Here is an 18,067-nt window from a genome sequence, read left to right on the forward strand (position 1 = left end):
TATATAGTTCATTTATTTTTAATACTACTTTATAAAATAAAAGACTGAGAAGTCTAAAATCTAACTTCTCAGTCTTAAATGGATACTAATAAAAATTTCCCATCTTTCTAAATTTATCATATCTATTTTGGATTAGAACATCTAAATCAATATCTTTTATATCACTAAGCCAATTTAATATTTCATCTTTAATGCTTTCAGCAGCCTTTTCAGAATTCTTATGTGCTCCGCCTCTTGGCTCTTTTATAATATCATCTATAATACCAAATTCTTTTAAATCTTTAGCTGTAATTTTCATAACCTCAGCAGCTTCTTTTACTCTAGTAGAATCTTTCCATAAAATTGATGCAAATCCTTCTGGTGAAAGAATTGAATAAATAGCATTTTCCATCATAAGAATTTTATCTGCCACTGCTAAGGCTAGTGCTCCACCACTTCCACCTTCACCTGCTAATATTGAAAGTATTGGTGTTTTTAACTTACTCAGTTCAAAAAGATTTTTAGCAATAGCTTCTCCTTGACCTCTCTCTTCTGCACCCTTTCCTGGAAATGCCCCCGGAGTATCAACAAAACATATTACTGGTCTCTTGAATTTCTCAGCTTGTTTCATAAGCCTTAATGCCTTTCTATATCCTTCTGGACTTGGCATGCCAAAATTTCTCTCTATATTTTCACTTGTATTAGACCCTTTTGATATAGCTATAATAGTAACAGGTAGATTGTTTATTGAAGCTATGCCACCAACTATAGCTTTATCATCTCCAAAATTTCTATCACCATGAAACTCAATAAAATCTTTAAATATTTCATTTATATAAAATTTTCCAGTAGGTCTATCTTTATGCCTGGCTATTTCAACCTTTTCCCAAGCACTTAAATTTCCTTTTATAAAGTCTTTATTCATAACTTCTCACTCCATGTAAAACAAGAATCTTATATATGCATGTTCTCATATGCTTTCTTGGAACAATAGCATCAATAAATCCTTTTTTTAATAAGAATTCTGCACTTTGGAAATCATCTGGAAGGCTCTCATTTATAGTATTTTCAACTACTCTTCTTCCTGCAAATCCAACCAATGCTCCTGGCTCACTTAAGATTATATCACCCTCCATAGCAAAGCTTGCAGTTACTCCTCCTGTAGTTGGATCTGTAAGGACTGTTATATAAAGAAGTCCTGCTTCATCAAACTTTGCAAGTGCTGCACTTACTTTTGCCATTTGCATAAGTGAAAATATGCCTTCTTGCATTCTCGCTCCACCAGACGTTGTAAATATAACTAATGGTAATTTAGCGTCTATGGCATATTCTATTAATCTAGTTAATTTTTCTCCTACAACTGTTCCCATACTTCCCATCATGAAGAAGCTATCCATAACAGCACAGGCAACCTCTATGTCATTTAATTTTCCTATGCCAGTAACTACTGCTTCATTGCTACTTGTGGATTTCTTACTCTTTTTAAGTTTTTCTTCATATCCATCAAACTCTAATGGATTTATAGTTTTAAAATCCTTATATAGCTCATTAAATGTATCCTTATCTAAAAACATTTTTATTCTTTCTTTAGCTGTAAGCCTAAAATGATAACCACATGATGTACATACAAATTTATTACTTTCCAGATCATCATGATACATCATAGTATTACACTTTTCACATTTATTCCACATGCCTGAAGGAATATTCGGTTTTTCTTCTGTTTCAGCTTTCTTTAAAACAGAAGGATTAACAGTTGCATATTGTCTTTTACTAAATAAATCCTTAAGCATCCTTCTTCACCATCATTTCTGATAAAAATGTTGTATCATAATCGCCTTCTAAAAATTCTTTAGTTTGAAGTATTGAAAGATCAAAATCAATGTTAGTTTTTACTCCACCTACAGCAAATTCAGATAATGCTCTATTCATCTTTACAATTGCTTCTTCTCTAGTATTTCCAAATGAAATTACTTTAGCTATCATTGAATCATAACAATGAGGAATCTTATATCCAGCAAAAATTGCACTATCAATTCTTACCCCCATTCCGCCTGGAACACAAAGTTCTTCAATCACTCCTGGGCAAGGTCTAAAATCATGTTCTGGATCTTCAGCATTAACTCTACATTCAATGGCATGGCCTTTAATTTTAATATCATCTTGAGTAAATCTAAGCTTTTCACCAGAAGCTATTCTTAATTGTTCTTTAACTAAATCTATGCCTGTAATCATTTCAGTAATTGGGTGCTCAACCTGTATTCTTGTATTCATCTCCATGAAATAGAAGTTATTATCTTTATCAAATAGAAATTCTATTGTTCCTGCATTTTTATAATCAACTGCAAGAGCTGCTCTCTTAGCAATTTCCCCCATCTTAATTCTAAGTTCTTCATTTAATACATTAGATGGAGCCTCTTCTAATACTTTTTGATTCTTCCTTTGCATAGAACATTCTCTTTCACCTAGATGTACTATATTTCCATACTCATCAGCTAATATTTGAAATTCAATATGCTTTGGTTTTTGAATAAACTTTTCTATATATAATGTATCATCACCAAAACATGCTTTAGCTTCTGCTTTAGCAGTTTTATATCCCATAAGAAACTCTTCTTCATTATAAGCAATTCTTATACCTTTTCCGCCACCACCAGCAGCAGCTTTTATCATTATAGGATATCCAATATTTTCTGCTATTTCAAGTGCATGCTTCTCATCTCTTATTTCGCCTTCATAACCTGGAACAACTGGAACATCTGAAAGCTTCATTATTTCTCTTGCTTTTGCCTTATTTCCCATATATTCAATTGTTTCATAATCAGGACCTATGAATTTTATATTACACTCTCTACACATCTTTGCAAACTTTGGATTTTCAGATAAAAATCCAAAACCTGGATGTATAGCTTCTGCACCACTTAAAACACAAGCACTTAAAATGTTTGCCATATTCAAATAGCTATCTTTAGGCATCGCTGGACCAATGCATACAGCCTCATCAGCTAATTGAGTATGAAGTGCTTCCTTATCTATTTCAGAATAAACAGCTACTGTTCTTATGCCCATTTCTCTGCAAGCTCTTATTATTCTAACAGCTATTTCTCCCCTGTTTGCAATTAGCACTTTTTTAAACATAACATCACCTTATCCTATAGCAAATAGTATTTCTGCTTCACAAACTGTTTTACCATCTACACTTGCAATTCCTTTACCAATCCCTATAGGTCCTTTAATTTTCACTATTTCACAATATAAATCCAATCTATCACCTGGAACTACTTTATTTTTAAATCTAACTTTATTAGTTCCAGCAAATAACGGTGTTTTTCCTTTAAATTTTTCCATAGAAAGAATTGCAACAGCACCTGCTTGAGCCAATGCTTCTATTTGAAGAACGCCTGGCATAATTGGTTCTTCTGGATAGTGGCCTTGGAAAAATGCTTCATTAGCTGAAAGGTTTTTATATCCTTTAACATACATTTTTTCTTCTATATCCATTTCAAGTACTCTGTCTATTAATAACATAGGATATCTATGAGGTAAAATCTCCTTTATTTCCTTTATATTCATCATAGGTTATTCCCCCTTTATTTTAAATAACGGTTGACCGTACTCTACCATGTCACCTTCATTTACTAGACATTTTACGATTGTTCCATCATATTCACTTTCTATTTCATTCATTAACTTCATTGCTTCAATTATGCATAAAACTTTGCCCTTAGAAATTTTATCTCCAGCGCTTACAAATGTTTCACTGTCAGGAGATGGCTTTGAATAAAATGTTCCAACCATTGGTGAAGTTATAACAATAGTATCATCGTCATCACTATTTTCTTCTGAATTTATATTACTTTCATTTTTTGCTACACTTTCATTTTTGCCTACTATATTTTCTGCAATATTTTGTACAGTAGGTATACTATTTGTAGCACTACTTGGAGCAGAATTCTCACTTACATTTCTATTTAAAGATTTATCCATTTTTATATGTTCACTTTGTGTATTAATTTCAAAAAAAGCTAATTCTGATGAATCAACAAGTTTTATAAGCTCTTTAATTTGCTCAAAATCCATGGTATCCCTCCTAAAAGTCTACTTCCACTTCTTTAAAAGTAAAGTTGCATTATGACCACCAAATCCTAATGAATTTGTTAATGCATATTCTACTTTTTCTTTTCTACCTACATTAGGTACATAATCTAAATCTAATTCCTCATCTGGAGTTTCATATCCTATTGTTGGAGGTATGAAATCCTCTTGAACAGCTTTTGCACAAACTATTGTTTCAATTGCACCTGCTGCTCCAAGTAAATGTCCAGTCATTGACTTTGTTGATGATATTGCAACCTTTGTCTCATCTCCAAACACTGTCTTTATAGCAGCTGTTTCAAATTTATCATTTAATGCTGTTGATGTACCATGTGCATTTATATATGAAACATCTTCTGGTTTAATTCCAGCTTCATCTATAGCTTGCTTCATAGCTTTTGCAGCACCGCTTCCATCTGGAGCTGGTGATGTAATATGATAAGCATCACAAGTTGTTCCATATCCAACAAGTTCTGCTATAATATTAGCGTCTCTAGCCTGTGCATGTTCTAATGACTCTAGAACTACAACACCTGCACCTTCTCCCATAACAAATCCACTTCTATTTTTATCAAATGGAATAGATGCTTTTTCAGGATTATTACTTGTATTTAGCGCTTTCATTCCATTAAATCCACCAACACCGATCCTTGTGATTGGAGCTTCTGCACCACCTGCGAGCATTACATTTTCATATCCATGTTTAATTAATCTATATGCATCACCTATACTATTTGTACCTGTTGCACATGCAGTAACAACAGCTGTACATGTACCTCTTAGTCCGTATTTAATAGCAACATTTCCTGCTACCAGATTTGAAATAGCCATTGGTATGAAGAATGGCGACACTCGTTTTGAAGCGCCTGTATAAAGCTTTGTTCCTTCCGCTTCAATTGTTCCAAGACCACCAATTCCGGATCCTATTATTACACCAATCTTATCTAGATCTTCTTTTTCTAAATCCAAGCCTGAATTCTTTATTGCTTCATCAGCTGCATATAATCCAAATTGTTCAGCTCTATCAAGTCTTTTAGTCTCTTTTTTACTTATTATAGGTTCTGGATTAAAATCCTTAACTTCACCAGCTATTTTTACATCTATTAAATCATTATCTAATAATTTTATAAAGTCTATTCCTAGTTTTCCTTCTTTTGCATTGCTCCAAAATTCATTAACGTTGTTTCCAATAGGAGTCACAGCTCCCATTCCCGTAATAACGACTCTTCTATCCATACTAAAAACCTTCCTTACTACATTAACATTCCGCCATCGACTTGAATAACTTGACCTGTTATATAATCTGAAGCTCCACTTGCTAAAAAAGCTACACATTCAGCTACATCTTCAGCTTTTCCAAATCTCTTAAGTGGAATATTTTTTTCTGCTTCTTCTTTAACCTTGTCACCTAAAGTATTTGTCATGTCTGTTTCTATAAATCCTGGTGCTACTGCATTTACATTTACACCTCTAGAGCCTAACTCTTTAGCTAAAGATTTTGTCATTCCAATTATTCCTGCTTTTGATGCTGAATAATTAACTTGACCTGCATTTCCTGCAATCCCTACAACTGAAGAAATACTTATTATCTTTCCTTGTTTTTGTCTAACCATAACAGGAGTTATTGCTTTCATGCAGTTAAATACACCTTTTAAGTTTACATCTATAACACTATCAAAATCTTCTTCTTTCATTCTTAAAATTAAAGTATCTTTTGTTATACCTGCATTATTAACCATTATATCTACAGACCCAAATTTTTCTTTAGCAGCCTTTACAAGTTCTTCAACTTCATCAAGCTTTGAAATATCTGCTTTTACTGTTAATACTTCAACACCTAATTCTTTTATTTCATTTGCAACTTCTGCTGCTTCCTTTTCACTACTTCTATAATTTAGAACTATGTTCGCACCAAGAGATGCTAACTTTAAAGCTATTGCTTTTCCTATTCCTTTAGCCGCTCCTGTAACTATAGCACATTTACCTTTCAACATAATACCTCCTTGTTTCCTTATACTTTTATTAGATATATTCTATTCTCACTTAAATATTTATCCCATAGCATTTACTTCATATTTTTTATTGTATCAACAGTAACATTTAAGGATGCAACATCTTCTACATTTAGAAGATTCATATTTTTATTTATCTTTTTAACAAATCCTCTCAATGCTTTTCCTGGACCTACTTCAATAAAAGTATCTACACCATTATCTATCATATGATTTATGGTTTTATCAAAAAGTACAGAACTTCTTATATGTCTTTTTAATAATTCTTTAACATCATCATCATTTGTATAAGGCTCACCTTTAACGTTTGAATAAACAGTTTTGTTAAATTCTTTTATTGTTGCAGTTTTTATTGTATTATAAAATTCTTCACTTGCTTCTGTAAGCAATGAGCTATGAAATGGACCACTTACCTTTAAAGGTATTCCAAGTCCACCTAATTCCTTGGCAATCTTAACAGCTTCTTCTACAGCTCTATTTTCTCCTGATACAGAAACTTGACCTGGACAATTGAAGTTAGCACCTTCTATAACTCCAAATTCTCCTGCCCTTTCTAATAATTCACTAAACTTTTCATCATCAAGCTTTAGTATTGCCGCCATTTTGCCAAGGCCTTCTGGAAGTGCGCTTCCCATTATTCTTCCTCTTTCTTTTATAAGTAGAAGACCATCTTCAAGAGATAATGCGCCACCATAAATTAATGCAGCATATTCGCCTAAGCTAAGTCCAGCACAATAATCTGCATGTATATTGTTAATCTCTAAAGCCTTTAGTGCCATAAGTGATGCAACTAATATAGTTGGCTGTGCATTTTCTGTTGCAGTTAAAACTTCTTCAGGTCCTTCAAACATCATTTTCTTTAAAGGCATCTTTAAAATATCTTCACTACAATCTAAAATCAATTTACATTCTGGTATATTATCATAGAGATCTTTTGCCATTCCAATAGTTTGAACTCCTTGACCTGGAAAAAGAAAAGCTATCCTATTACTATTCATTTTTACCCCCAAAAAGTTTGAATCTTTCATTTGCTTCTTTAAACATTTCTTCAATTATTTCTTTGCAAGTTTGTTCTTTATTAACAAGCCCTGCAATTTGACCACACATAAGCGATCCATTTTCAACGTCACCTTCAACTACTGCTTTAGCTAAGCATCCTATTCCTATCTTTTCAATTTCTTCGACACTAGCTCCCTCTTTTTCTAACTTCAAATAAGTTCTTGAAAGCTTATTTCTTAAAACTCTTACTGGATGTCCTGTTGACCTTCCTGTTACTTCAGTATCAATATCCTTTGCTTTTAATACTTTATCCTTATAATTTTGATGTATATTACATTCTTTTGCCACCAAAAATCTAGTACCAACTTGAATACCTTCAGCGCCTAACATAAAAGCAGCTGCAATACCTCTTCCATCACCAATACCGCCAGCTCCTATTACTGGAATACTAACTGCATCTGCAACTTGTGGAATTAAAGTCATTGTTGTTAATTGCCCTACATGGCCACCTGATTCAGTACCTTCTGCCACAATTGCATGAGCTCCTGATTTTTCCATTCTTTTAGCTAGCGCTACAGATGCAACTACTGGTATAACTTTAATGTCATGCTCTTTCCATTTATCCATATACTTCCCCGGGCTTCCTGCTCCAGTTGTTACTACTTTTACGCCCTCTTCACATACTAATTCTGCAATCTCATCAACATTTTCCATTTGAAGCATCAAGTTTACTGCAAATGGTTTATCTGTTAATTCTTTTGCTTTTCTAATTTGCTCCCTAACCCATTCAGTTGGAGCTGCGCCAGTGATTATTCCAAGTCCACCTGCATTACTTACTGCTGCTGCTAATGATGCATCTGCAATTCTTGCCATAGCTCCTTGGAATAATGGATATTTAATACCTAATAATTCACAAACTCTATTTTCTTTCACAAAAATTTCCTCCCACAATTGAAATGTAAAATAATATTTCAATGTAATATTTAACTACCATCCCAAATAAACTCTTAAAAAACATATTATAACCAATTTTACTATTACATCGTCTTATTATCAATTGTACTAATTAAAAATTAAAAATAAATTCATATAATTCCTACTTTGCCTTTTGCTCTACATAATCAACTACATCTTTAACATTCTTTAAGCCTTCAACATCTTCGACTTGTATATTATATTTTTCTTCTAATTCAATTACTATTTGGAATAAATCTAAAGAATCTGCTTGCAAGTCTTGAAATGTAGTTTCTAAAGATACTTCATTCTTTTCAATTCCTAGTTGTTCACAAATAACTTCTCTAATTTCTTCAAATAACATATATATTCCCTCCATGAAATATTTCTTTTCATATTCAATGTAATTTTAATATTTTAGATTTATTTATTTTATTACTTTCAAATTTCTTATTTACTAGAATTCCACTAATGTAGCTGCATGAGTTAGTCCACCACCAAATGCAACTAAAATAATCTTATCGCCTTCATTTATAAGACCTTCTTCCATCATTTCATTAAGAGCTAAAGGTACTGATGCTGATGATGTATTTCCGTATCTATCTAAATTAATATAAAATTTTTCTGTTTCAACATTTAGTTTCTTTGCTGCAGAATTTATTATCCTATAGTTTGCTTGGTGCGGAACTATATATTTAATATCATCCAATGTTAAATTAGAATCTTTCAATATTTCTGTAACACCATCTGCTATTGCTGTTGTTGCAAATTTAAAAACTTCTCTTCCATTCATTTTTATTACTCTATCTTTTTCTTTATTTTCTTTTGCAAATGGTGTTTTAAAGTCTGCTGCTTCTATTGTTAATGCTTCTCCTCTTGAGCCATCTGATCTTAAATATGATTTAAGAATACCGCCTTTTTCACACCTTGTTAAAACAGCTGCGCCTCCACCATCACCAAACAATATACACGTTCCTCTATCAGTCCAATCCATTAACTTTGAAAGTGTTTCTGATCCAATTACTAAAGCATTTTTATAATTCATAGATTTCATCATACTATTAGCAATTTCAAGACCATATAAAAAACCTGAACATGCAACATTTATATCGAAACATGCTGCTTTATGTGCATTTAATTTGCTTTGAACTAGACATGCAACAGATGGTATAAAGTTATCTGGAGATATTGTTGCAACAATTATAAGTTCTAAGTCTTCTGATTTTATATTTGCTCTGTCCAAAGCAATCATAGCTGATTTTACCGCAAAATCAGAAGTATCTTCTCCTTCAGATATTCTTCTTTCTTTTATACCAGTTCTTTCTTGTATCCATTCGTCATTAGTTTCAACAAGTTTACTAATATCATCATTTGTAACAACTAAAGATGGTGAATATGCCCCAATCCCGGCAATTTTTATATTATTCATAACGTTCTCCTCTATTACTAATTAAGCCAATTCATATTTTTCCTTAAAGAATTTATTTATTTTATCTAATGAAGAAATTAAAACTTCTTCTTCTTCTTCACTTAATCCATCAATGGCTGTATTTACCATGTCATGATGAAATTTTTCATGTATTCTATATGCAAGCTTACCTTTCTTTGTAAGTTTAACTAATACAACCCTTCTATCTTCTTCTATTCTCTTTCTCTCAACATATTCTTTTTTTATTAATTTGTTGATGGCAGTTGTTAAAGTTCCAACCGTTATTTTTAAGATTTGAGCTACTTCAGACATACTCTTTTCAGCATACATGCCTATTGCCTCAATTGTATGTATTTCTGTTATTGAAAGATCTGAAATGATTCCTTCTTTTAAACTCTTTTCTTCAATCTGCAAAATATCATTAAATAATTGAACCAACAATTCATTAATTGTTATTGTTGATTTATTCATCTATGTGCTACCTCCAATTTCCTATAAAAACATAATTAATAATATCTATTAGTCTTTTACTAAAACCATTTAACATTTTGAATTCTTAGATCATTAAATAGTTTGATAATCAAAATATACTATAATCAAAATAAATTGTCAATGACCTCCCTCTTCATCTAAAACATAATAAATCCTTTTAATTCAACACCTTATATGTTATAATTAGTTAAAATATCTACTAAAATGTCGTATATATAGGAGGTTAATTATAATGACAAAAAAATTAATTATTGCTACAGTTTTAATATTAAGTGTTACTTTAGTTTCTTGTAAATCTAAATCGAATACAGACGAAATTAATAAAAATAACACTAAACCTACTGTAGAAGACAACTCAGATAATAATTCTTCTGATAATTCTAAAGACGATAATAAAGATAACAAAACAGACGATAATAAAAATACTGATAATACTGAAAATCCATCAAATAAAGAAGAACTTTCTATTTATACTATAGATGATAATACATTAGAGCCAAATGAGTCTTCTAAAATAGAATTATCTACAGATTCTTCATTAGAAGATAAAGTGCAACAATTGTCAAATACTGTTTCAAAAAATTTCTTCGACAATCTACCTATAAAAGTAAAATCTATAGATACAATTGATGGTAAAAAAATTGCTACTATAAACTTACTTGATGATAACAATAATAAGTGGATCAATAAATTCCAAGGTTCAACTGGTGGACAAATAACTTCAAATACATTAATTGAAAATTTCCTACAAGTTTCTTATAAAGGAGAATGGATTGATGGTGTTAAATTCCTATATAATGATGAGCCTATAGAATATGATCATGTATATGAATTATCTGAAACAAAATATAGAAACTAAAATATAGAAAAAGGACGTTTGGAAGATTTTAATCTTACAAACGTCCTTTTTCATTCACTTCCCTATAAAAACAAATCAGTGGTTATATCTTCATATTTGAAATAAACTTATACTAAATATTAAAAACATTATTCCAATAGTTATAAATTTACAACATATAGATAATATATGCTGTTTTTCTGTTATTTCTTTATCATCCATTCCACCTATTGAAAGTGATAATGTTCTTAGTTTATTTTTGAATAAATTTATTCCAATAGCTGTACATATTACCCCACAAATAAATAATAAAAAACTAGCCATAAATAATCACCTAAAGTATAATATGAACTATTTATGACTATTGTTAATAAATTCTATTAATTGTAATAGTATTCTACTATTTCTCCAAAATATAGTACATGTTTTGCATCCTTTTCATAACATGCTTTTACTATTGCTTCATCCATATTTTCAAGATTTATATCTTGTTTAAAAACAATCCTGCATTCAAAATATTTGCTGCATCCATCAACTACTGGCGTATTAACCTTTTTAGATGGAATAAATTTTATGTCAGCTTCCTTTTCTTTGTCAATATCTCTTCCTGATTTTTTACCACAAATAGAAATTGCTTCTGACATTTCTTTATCATAAGGTATACTAATTGTATATTCACTTCCATTTTCTAAAAATTCATTTGTATATCTTGAGGTTCTTACTAATGCCATAAACATTGGCTTTCCCCACATATATCCAACACTTCCCCAGCTGATAGTCATAGTATTGCATTTTTTATCATCACCAGCTGTTAAGAATGCTCCTCCTTTATGTAAGTTGTCCATAACTTCTTCTAATCCTTCGGTAAATGTATCTTTCACGTTTATATGCCCCCTATAACAAATTTATAAATATTGTAAATATCATTAATTAAATTTTATCATATTTAATATATTTCTTCATTATTTCTTATTATATTTTAGAATATCTTTCAACTAACTTTATGTATTCTGAATATTTTCTTATGTTATTAAGCTCTTTATCTTTTTTCATATAATCAAAAAATATATCATTTAATTCTATACTTTTTTCAACATCATTTATAGCTTTAATATCCTCATTAATATTTACATAAAAACAAGCTCTATTATAGTACAAAAATCCTTCATCTGGATTTTCTTTTATTCCTACATCTATTACTTCTATTGCTTTATGAAAATTTTCTTCTTCTCTATAGCTCACAGCTAAGTTTAAATAACTATATGGATAGTTAGGATTTTCTTTTATAGATTTTCTATAATACTCTCTACTTTCTTTTACTCTTTCTAGCTTCTTTAATATAACACCCTTATTAAATAGTATTTTATAATTAGAATCATCAATTTTTAAAGCTTTTTCTATATATATAAGTGCTTCTTCATCTCTACCGCTTTCTTCTAAAATACATGAGATATTTGCATACGCCCATATTTCCTCTTTATTTATCTCAATTGCTTTTTTATAATTTTCTATAGCTCTATCTTTATCATCAAACTGATCATAAATATTTGCTAAAAAGAAATAAGCCTTGTCATAATTAGGATTTTTTTCTATTGCCTTTTTATAATATTTTTTTGCAATTCCTAATTTATCTTCATCATCATATATAATAGCTAACCCGTAATACGCTCTTGCTTCATCTTCATCTAACTTTAACACTTCTAAATATTTATCTTCTGCCTCTTTTTTTAATCCAACTTCATCATACAATAATGCCATATCCAAAAGAAGTTCAACATCTGTCTTTCCAACATCTAATTTGTATGCTTTTTTATAAAAACTCAATGCCTTTAATAAGTTTTTTTCTGTTCTTAAATTTCTAGCCATATTTAAATAATTAATATATAAATAATTTTTATCTTCCATAATTATTCACCTTCATATAAAATAAGTATCATATTATCTAATATACTATAACTTCAAAATAAAAAATAGTTGTTGCACATAAAATAAATAAGGGACGTAGAAAGTTTAGCGAATAACACCCGAAATAAAGCTCTCAGATTCGGCTCGCTTGCTACAAAAATGGGACTTTAGAATTTTTGAATGCAAGACACCGCCGAACATGAGAGCTTTATTTCTTTGTTTAATCTAAATTCAGAGTATCGGTATTATTGTTGCTATGCATAAATACATTTTTAAATTAAGGAATAGTTATTTATAGATGTTAAAGATTTAAAAAGTTAATATTTTATCATTTTTTAAAAGATATAAATTTATAAATATCAGAATATATATTCTTACGAATTTGCTTATTCTATGCTGGTTAAAGTGATTTTTATGGGTAACTTCATAAGTTACCTTCATTGATTAGAAGATATACTTTAAGGCATAGAATATAAAAAACATTAATCATAATTAAAATAAATTGGGTATATATGATTTTAGAGAAAAACAAAGAAATTCAATATATGAATAGGCGTAGTATTGTATTGGAAATTTCAGCTTTTAAATTCTTTGGCAGAGGCTGTTCCAAAATTGTTTGTCCAAACACTTGCTTTTGGGAGCAAACATTTTTAGGTGCAGCCTCTGCCATTAGAATTTGGTACTCTATAAGTGTAGATACAAATCATAAATATATGATTTAACATCTGCACTTATTTTAATTTATAATAAAGGGAGTAATTTGGTATGACGACTTTAGAATTGGGTTTTAACATCCGTAGCTAAAACTGTCAGCCATCCCTTATTATAAAGATTCGATTAAGCAGGTTGAAACCGTACGGCTTTCGTGTAACTAACCAAAATGAATTGTAATAAGTGTGGGTGGATTAAAATTACAATAATTTTTTAGGAGGATTAACATGATTAGTGTTGGAATTGATGTTTCAAAAGGAAAAAGTACAGTATGTATATTGAAAGAATATGGTGAGGTTATTAGTGAACCACATGAAATAAATCATACTGAAGCTGATTTAAAAGCATTAGTTGAATCTATTTCTGAATTAAATGAAGAAACTAGAGTTGTTATGGAAGCGACCGGTGCATACCATTTGCCACTACTTACTTATCTTAAAAATCATGGTATATTTGTAGCCGTAATAAATCCATTAATTATGAAAAAATATTCTGCTATAGGATTAAGGAAAGGTAAAACTGATAAATTAGATTCTATCAAAATAGCTAATTATGGAATTGATAATTGGTTTAAATTAACTGACTATGAAGCAACAGATGAGGTGTATTCTGAATTAAAATTATTAGGTAGGCAATATTCTCATTATATAGCTATGAGAATAGAGAGCAAACTTGTACTAAGTAATCTATTAGATAGAACAATGCCAGGAATTAAAAATCTATTAAAAAATAGATCCGATAAGCCAGAGAAAGATAAATTAAATGATTTTGTTAAAGAATACTGGCATTACGATAATATTACCAAGAAAAATGAAAAGCAATTTATAAATAGTTATTTTAAATGGGCAAAAAATAAAGGATACCATCAAAGTGAAACAAAAGCAAAACAGATATATGCTTTAGCACAAGAAGGCATCCCTACACTATCTTCTAGTACCCCATCAACCAAAATGTTAGTATTAGAAGCTGTTCGAGTTCTTAGCGAAATAGATAGAACTCTATCTATGATATTATCACAAATGCAAGAATTAGCAAGTAGTTTAAAGGAATACAATGTTGTTAGAAATATGCCTGGAGTTGGAGATACATTGGCTCCACGCTTAATTGCTGAAATCGGTGATTTAAAACGCTTTTATAATAAAAAGGCTTTGATAGCTTATACGGGTATTGATTCACCTCCTTTTGAGTCGGGACAGTTTGTTGCAAACAAACGTCGTATTTCTAAAAGAGGTTCTGCATTATTACGAAAAACTGGATATGAAATTATGAAATGTATCAAAAGTGCCAAACCAAAGGATGATCCTATATTTTTATATATGTTAAAAAAAGAAGCAGAAGGAAAACCTAAAAAAGTTGCTAAAATTGCTGCATTAAATAAGTTTCTAAGAATATACTACGCTAGAGTAAAAGAAGTCTATAATACTTAAATTTAGATAGTATCTATATCTAAATTAAACAGAATTTCTGTTTAATTTATTTGTCATGCAAAAAATATATAAAAAACCTGCTAAAAAAAACTTGATTTTTCTTAGCAGGTTTTAGCTGAAATTTCCCTACAATCGAGCCTATCATATATTAAATTTCGGTGTTATCCACTAAACTCTGATTTTACGTCCCTTATTTATGTTGTGAATCATCCATATTTATTATTATTTTAATTTTATTTCTTCTCCAAATTTGTATCTATCACTAAATTGAATAAGATCATCTATACCTACTATCATATTCCTATCTTTATCTACATTTGTGAATTCTACCACATATCCATTATCATCATTTTTATCTTTATATATAGTCTTATAGTAATCTTCATCGTAATAGTATTGTTCATTTTCATCATATTTAGGATATATATCCATTGTACTAGCCATTAATAAACTTTTTTCTTTAGAATTCCCTTTACAATATAACTTTACAATATCATTATCTCTTTCAATTTTATATATTTCACCTTTACTCTTATCAGAAAAATCAAATTCCTTCACAAAAGATACACTTTGTTCAGTTGTATAATCTTCTTCATTCACTTCATAACCATCTTTATATTTCTCATCATAAAATTTATTTGATTCATTATAAGTAATATCATTAGAAATAGGAATAATACTGATTGCATCAGTAGTTGTAACTTTATCATAAGTTGCATCTTTTGAATAATACGTTCTATATTCTAAATCATTATCTTCATTATAACTGCCCCAATTTGCACCGCCATAACTGTTTGCTACATATATTTTATCTCCAACTTTTAATAATACTATTGGATCATGAACTTCATTATCAAAATCACTATTTGAGTAATTTTGTGATTTTTGAGTATAGTATATATTAGTTCCCAATATATCACTTTCTACCTTTTTAATATTAACATCCAAATCTTTCACGTAAATTGATACTTCATTTTCTTTTACTTTTGCAAATTCACTTGTGAAATCTACAGGAATATTCATTCCAATATTAACTTTATAGTATGGAACAACTATATCTAATCTATAATCACCATTAGATTTATATTCACTATTGTCTTCACACTCATCTTCAATTTCCACTATCAATGTATTATCGTCAATATTTGATGTACCTTGTCCTCCTCCCCAGCTTTCCTGCATATTATAAATACCTTGAACAAATAATCCATTCTTTTTTTCATCTTGAAGACCTTTACTGCATTCTAATTTTATATTTGCTTTTATTTTATGCTTTGTTGCAACAACATCTAATAGAGTTACTTTAACTCCGTTTTGTTCAACACTCTTATTTATAATTTTCTTGTAGTCTTTAGTACTGTTTTGAGTTATAGCTGTAGAGCTTGTACTTACTTGATCAGCAAATGCTGATGTTGTGAAAACTCCAGTAAGTAACATAAAACTCATTATCCCTGCTACTGGTCCTAATAATTTAACTATTTTTTTCTTCTTCATTATATCCCCATCTTTCTTTTATAAATATAACTGAATACTTTCTTATGATACACTCTACTGTAATATAATAACATATTTTCAATTTAAATAAACTTAATTCATCCTTAAAATATAGCAAAAAATTATAATACTTTAAAAATAAATAAAACCTCTTTCTATTAAATACTTTTCAGATATATTCTTTATAACAACATTTTATGTTTTAAAAAATATCTTTAAGTTAAAATTTCTAAAATACAAAGAAACTAAAAATAAAGTTAATTTAAGTTAACCTTATTTTTAGTTTCCTGGATGATTATTATAATACTTCGATTTCTTTTTCCTTTAGCTTATTATTTATCCATTCTTTAAATAGATTATATACCACTGATATTAATGGAACAGAAATAAGCATTCCGATAACTCCCATTAGTCCACCACCAACTGTTATTGATAATAGAACCCATATGGAAGGTAGCCCCACCGAATTTCCAACAACTTTAGGATATATAAGATTTCCCTCAATCTGTTGTAATACTAGAAATAAAGCTATAAAAATTATTGCTTGCATTGGACTCTGTACAAATATTAAAAATGCTCCTATAATACAGCCTATAAATGCGCCTACAATTGGTATCAGCGCTGTAACGGAAATTAACACTCCTATTAGTAAAGCATAAGGTAATTTTAATACAGACATTGAGATGAAAAACATTATTCCCAAAATTATCGCATCAATACATTGTCCATTTATAAAATTAGAAAATGTTTTATAACTTAATCTACCTATATATAGGACATACTCTGCTTTTTCTTTGCTTAAAAAAGCATATAGTACTTTTTTAAATTGTCTAGCTAAAGCCTCACGCTGTAACAAAATATAGCATGCGAAAATTATTGAAATTATAAAATTCACTACTACTCCTACAATTGATACTGAAGAGGATAGTAATGTAAGAGCCCCACTTTTAAAAAATATCAACCCACCATTCATAATACTCTTTATATCTATTTCTGCACTTTCAATAAATTTAATAAAACTTTTATTATTTTCAAATAACTCCATTAACCATACTTTAACTTCTGGTATAGCTTTTTCAATACTATCACCCAAGTCCACTAACATATTAATAAGATCAGGTAAAACAATTGATAAAGCAATATATAGTATAGCTATTACAAAAAATATTGAAATTATCAAACTTACTGGTCTAATGATTTTATATAATCTTTTATTAGTTTTAACAACATTAATTTTAATAATATTTCTTTCAATCATATTCATTGGTATATTTAATATAAAGGCAATAGCACAACCTAATAAAAATGGAAGAAATATATTTAGAATTGTAGTTAAAATATTTAATATATTACTTATATTTTGTGATATAGTATATAATACTACAGCAAAAAATATCACTAAAACTATCTTTTTAATACCAGTACTTTCTTCTTTCATATCTTTATAACCCCCATATATAGAAATCTATTTTCTATATTGTATTTAATATATTAATTTTATATTATGCTCCATCAAATAACAGAAAAAGCAATTAATATTACATATATTTATAGTAACTAAAAAATCTACAAAATGATTTACATGTTGATTTTGATTTCTTCATATTATATCTTCTCCTCTATTAATTGTCAAAGAGTAATTTCTTTAATATATTACAATTGTCCAATAGCTCTTAAAAAACTCTAGAAAACACAAAAAGCTCAGCATAAAACTCTCTTTTAATGCTAAGCT

20 protein-coding genes are annotated in these 18,067 nt (G+C 29.4%); 3 read left to right on the forward strand and 17 right to left on the reverse strand.

The genetic code is table 11. The features are described 5' to 3' along the window. Positions 1–85: 85 nt before the first annotated feature. The 12 genes from BN2920_RS16290 to BN2920_RS16345 form a co-directional block, all read right to left on the reverse strand. On the reverse strand, positions 86–904 hold the full coding sequence (locus tag BN2920_RS16290; protein ID WP_058296035.1) for an acetyl-CoA carboxylase carboxyltransferase subunit alpha: 819 nt from the start codon (positions 902–904) through the stop codon (positions 86–88). Continuing rightward, positions 897–1,772, reverse strand: coding sequence for an acetyl-CoA carboxylase, carboxyltransferase subunit beta (accD, locus tag BN2920_RS16295; protein ID WP_058296036.1), 876 nt, complete (start codon positions 1,770–1,772; stop codon positions 897–899). The genes BN2920_RS16290 and accD overlap by 8 nt, the downstream gene beginning before the upstream one ends. Next, on the reverse strand, positions 1,765–3,117 hold the full coding sequence (locus BN2920_RS16300) for an acetyl-CoA carboxylase biotin carboxylase subunit (protein ID WP_058296037.1): 1,353 nt from the start codon (positions 3,115–3,117) through the stop codon (positions 1,765–1,767). Before BN2920_RS16300 ends, accD begins: the two co-directional genes overlap by 8 nt. A 9-nt stretch (positions 3,118–3,126) precedes the next feature. Beyond that, positions 3,127–3,555 (reverse strand): 3-hydroxyacyl-ACP dehydratase FabZ, encoded by a 429-nt coding sequence (fabZ, locus tag BN2920_RS16305; protein ID WP_058296038.1) that lies wholly within the window; start codon positions 3,553–3,555, stop codon positions 3,127–3,129. A 3-nt stretch (positions 3,556–3,558) separates the two neighbouring features. Next, the gene (accB, locus tag BN2920_RS16310; RefSeq protein ID WP_058296039.1) at positions 3,559–4,059 is read right to left on the reverse strand and encodes an acetyl-CoA carboxylase biotin carboxyl carrier protein; all 501 of its coding nucleotides are present in this window, start codon (positions 4,057–4,059) and stop codon (positions 3,559–3,561) included. An 18-nt stretch (positions 4,060–4,077) separates the two neighbouring features. Next, positions 4,078–5,310, reverse strand: a complete 1,233-nt coding sequence (fabF, locus tag BN2920_RS16315) for a beta-ketoacyl-ACP synthase II (protein WP_058296040.1) — start codon at positions 5,308–5,310, stop codon at positions 4,078–4,080. Between the two features lie 17 nt (positions 5,311–5,327). Continuing rightward, a complete protein-coding gene (gene fabG, locus BN2920_RS16320; protein WP_058296041.1) occupies positions 5,328–6,068 on the reverse strand; it encodes a 3-oxoacyl-[acyl-carrier-protein] reductase in 741 nt (246 codons plus the stop codon). 71 nt (positions 6,069–6,139) lie between these two features. Beyond that, complete coding sequence (gene fabD, locus BN2920_RS16325) at positions 6,140–7,084, reverse strand: ACP S-malonyltransferase (RefSeq protein WP_058296042.1); 945 nt, start codon at positions 7,082–7,084, stop codon at positions 6,140–6,142. Then, positions 7,077–8,018: an enoyl-[acyl-carrier-protein] reductase FabK gene (gene fabK / locus BN2920_RS16330; RefSeq protein ID WP_058296043.1), complete on the reverse strand. Its 942-nt coding sequence runs from the start codon at positions 8,016–8,018 to the stop codon at positions 7,077–7,079. Before fabK ends, fabD begins: the two co-directional genes overlap by 8 nt. Before the next feature lie 163 nt (positions 8,019–8,181). Further along, positions 8,182–8,403, reverse strand: a complete 222-nt coding sequence (locus BN2920_RS16335; protein WP_058296044.1) for an acyl carrier protein — start codon at positions 8,401–8,403, stop codon at positions 8,182–8,184. Between the two features lie 93 nt (positions 8,404–8,496). Further along, on the reverse strand, positions 8,497–9,468 hold the full coding sequence (locus tag BN2920_RS16340; protein WP_058296045.1) for a beta-ketoacyl-ACP synthase III: 972 nt from the start codon (positions 9,466–9,468) through the stop codon (positions 8,497–8,499). A gap of 21 nt (positions 9,469–9,489) precedes the next feature. Beyond that, positions 9,490–9,939 carry a MarR family winged helix-turn-helix transcriptional regulator gene (locus tag BN2920_RS16345; protein WP_058296046.1) on the reverse strand — a complete coding sequence of 150 codons (450 nt, stop codon included), beginning with the start codon at positions 9,937–9,939 and terminating at the stop codon, positions 9,490–9,492. Positions 9,940–10,192: 253 nt separating this feature from the next. Between BN2920_RS16345 and BN2920_RS16350 the strand changes: the two genes are divergently transcribed. Beyond that, complete coding sequence (locus BN2920_RS16350; protein ID WP_058296047.1) at positions 10,193–10,819, forward strand: hypothetical protein; 627 nt, start codon at positions 10,193–10,195, stop codon at positions 10,817–10,819. A gap of 90 nt (positions 10,820–10,909) precedes the next feature. On the opposite strand, the gene BN2920_RS16355 is transcribed toward BN2920_RS16350, so the two are convergent. The 3 genes from BN2920_RS16355 to BN2920_RS16365 all read right to left on the reverse strand — a co-directional run bounded on the left by BN2920_RS16355 (position 10,910) and on the right by BN2920_RS16365 (position 12,703). Continuing rightward, entirely contained in the window at positions 10,910–11,122 is a 213-nt protein-coding gene (locus tag BN2920_RS16355; RefSeq protein WP_058296048.1) for a hypothetical protein, read from the reverse strand. 56 nt (positions 11,123–11,178) lie between these two features. Further along, a complete protein-coding gene (locus BN2920_RS16360) occupies positions 11,179–11,679 on the reverse strand; it encodes a flavin reductase family protein (RefSeq protein ID WP_058296049.1) in 501 nt (166 codons plus the stop codon). 91 nt (positions 11,680–11,770) lie between these two features. After that, positions 11,771–12,703, reverse strand: a complete 933-nt coding sequence (locus tag BN2920_RS16365) for a tetratricopeptide repeat protein (protein ID WP_058296050.1) — start codon at positions 12,701–12,703, stop codon at positions 11,771–11,773. A gap of 545 nt (positions 12,704–13,248) precedes the next feature. Between BN2920_RS16365 and BN2920_RS21860 the strand changes: the two genes are divergently transcribed. Both BN2920_RS21860 and BN2920_RS16370 read left to right on the forward strand, forming a co-directional pair. Beyond that, positions 13,249–13,425, forward strand: coding sequence for a hypothetical protein (locus BN2920_RS21860; RefSeq protein WP_172437927.1), 177 nt, complete (start codon positions 13,249–13,251; stop codon positions 13,423–13,425). 216 nt (positions 13,426–13,641) lie between these two features. Continuing rightward, complete coding sequence (locus BN2920_RS16370) at positions 13,642–14,841, forward strand: IS110 family RNA-guided transposase (protein WP_058293047.1); 1,200 nt, start codon at positions 13,642–13,644, stop codon at positions 14,839–14,841. A 222-nt stretch (positions 14,842–15,063) separates the two neighbouring features. Here the strand turns inward: BN2920_RS16370 and BN2920_RS16375 are convergent, their stop codons facing one another. Together BN2920_RS16375 and BN2920_RS16380 are read right to left on the reverse strand one after the other, a co-directional pair. After that, positions 15,064–16,335 (reverse strand): DUF4179 domain-containing protein, encoded by a 1,272-nt coding sequence (locus BN2920_RS16375; RefSeq protein ID WP_058296051.1) that lies wholly within the window; start codon positions 16,333–16,335, stop codon positions 15,064–15,066. A 298-nt stretch (positions 16,336–16,633) separates the two neighbouring features. Beyond that, positions 16,634–17,773 (reverse strand): AI-2E family transporter, encoded by a 1,140-nt coding sequence (locus tag BN2920_RS16380; RefSeq protein ID WP_058296052.1) that lies wholly within the window; start codon positions 17,771–17,773, stop codon positions 16,634–16,636. Between the last annotated feature and the right edge of the window lie 294 nt (positions 17,774–18,067).

The organism is Clostridium neonatale (assembly GCF_001458595.1).
Lineage (GTDB): Bacteria > Bacillota > Clostridia > Clostridiales > Clostridiaceae > Clostridium > Clostridium neonatale.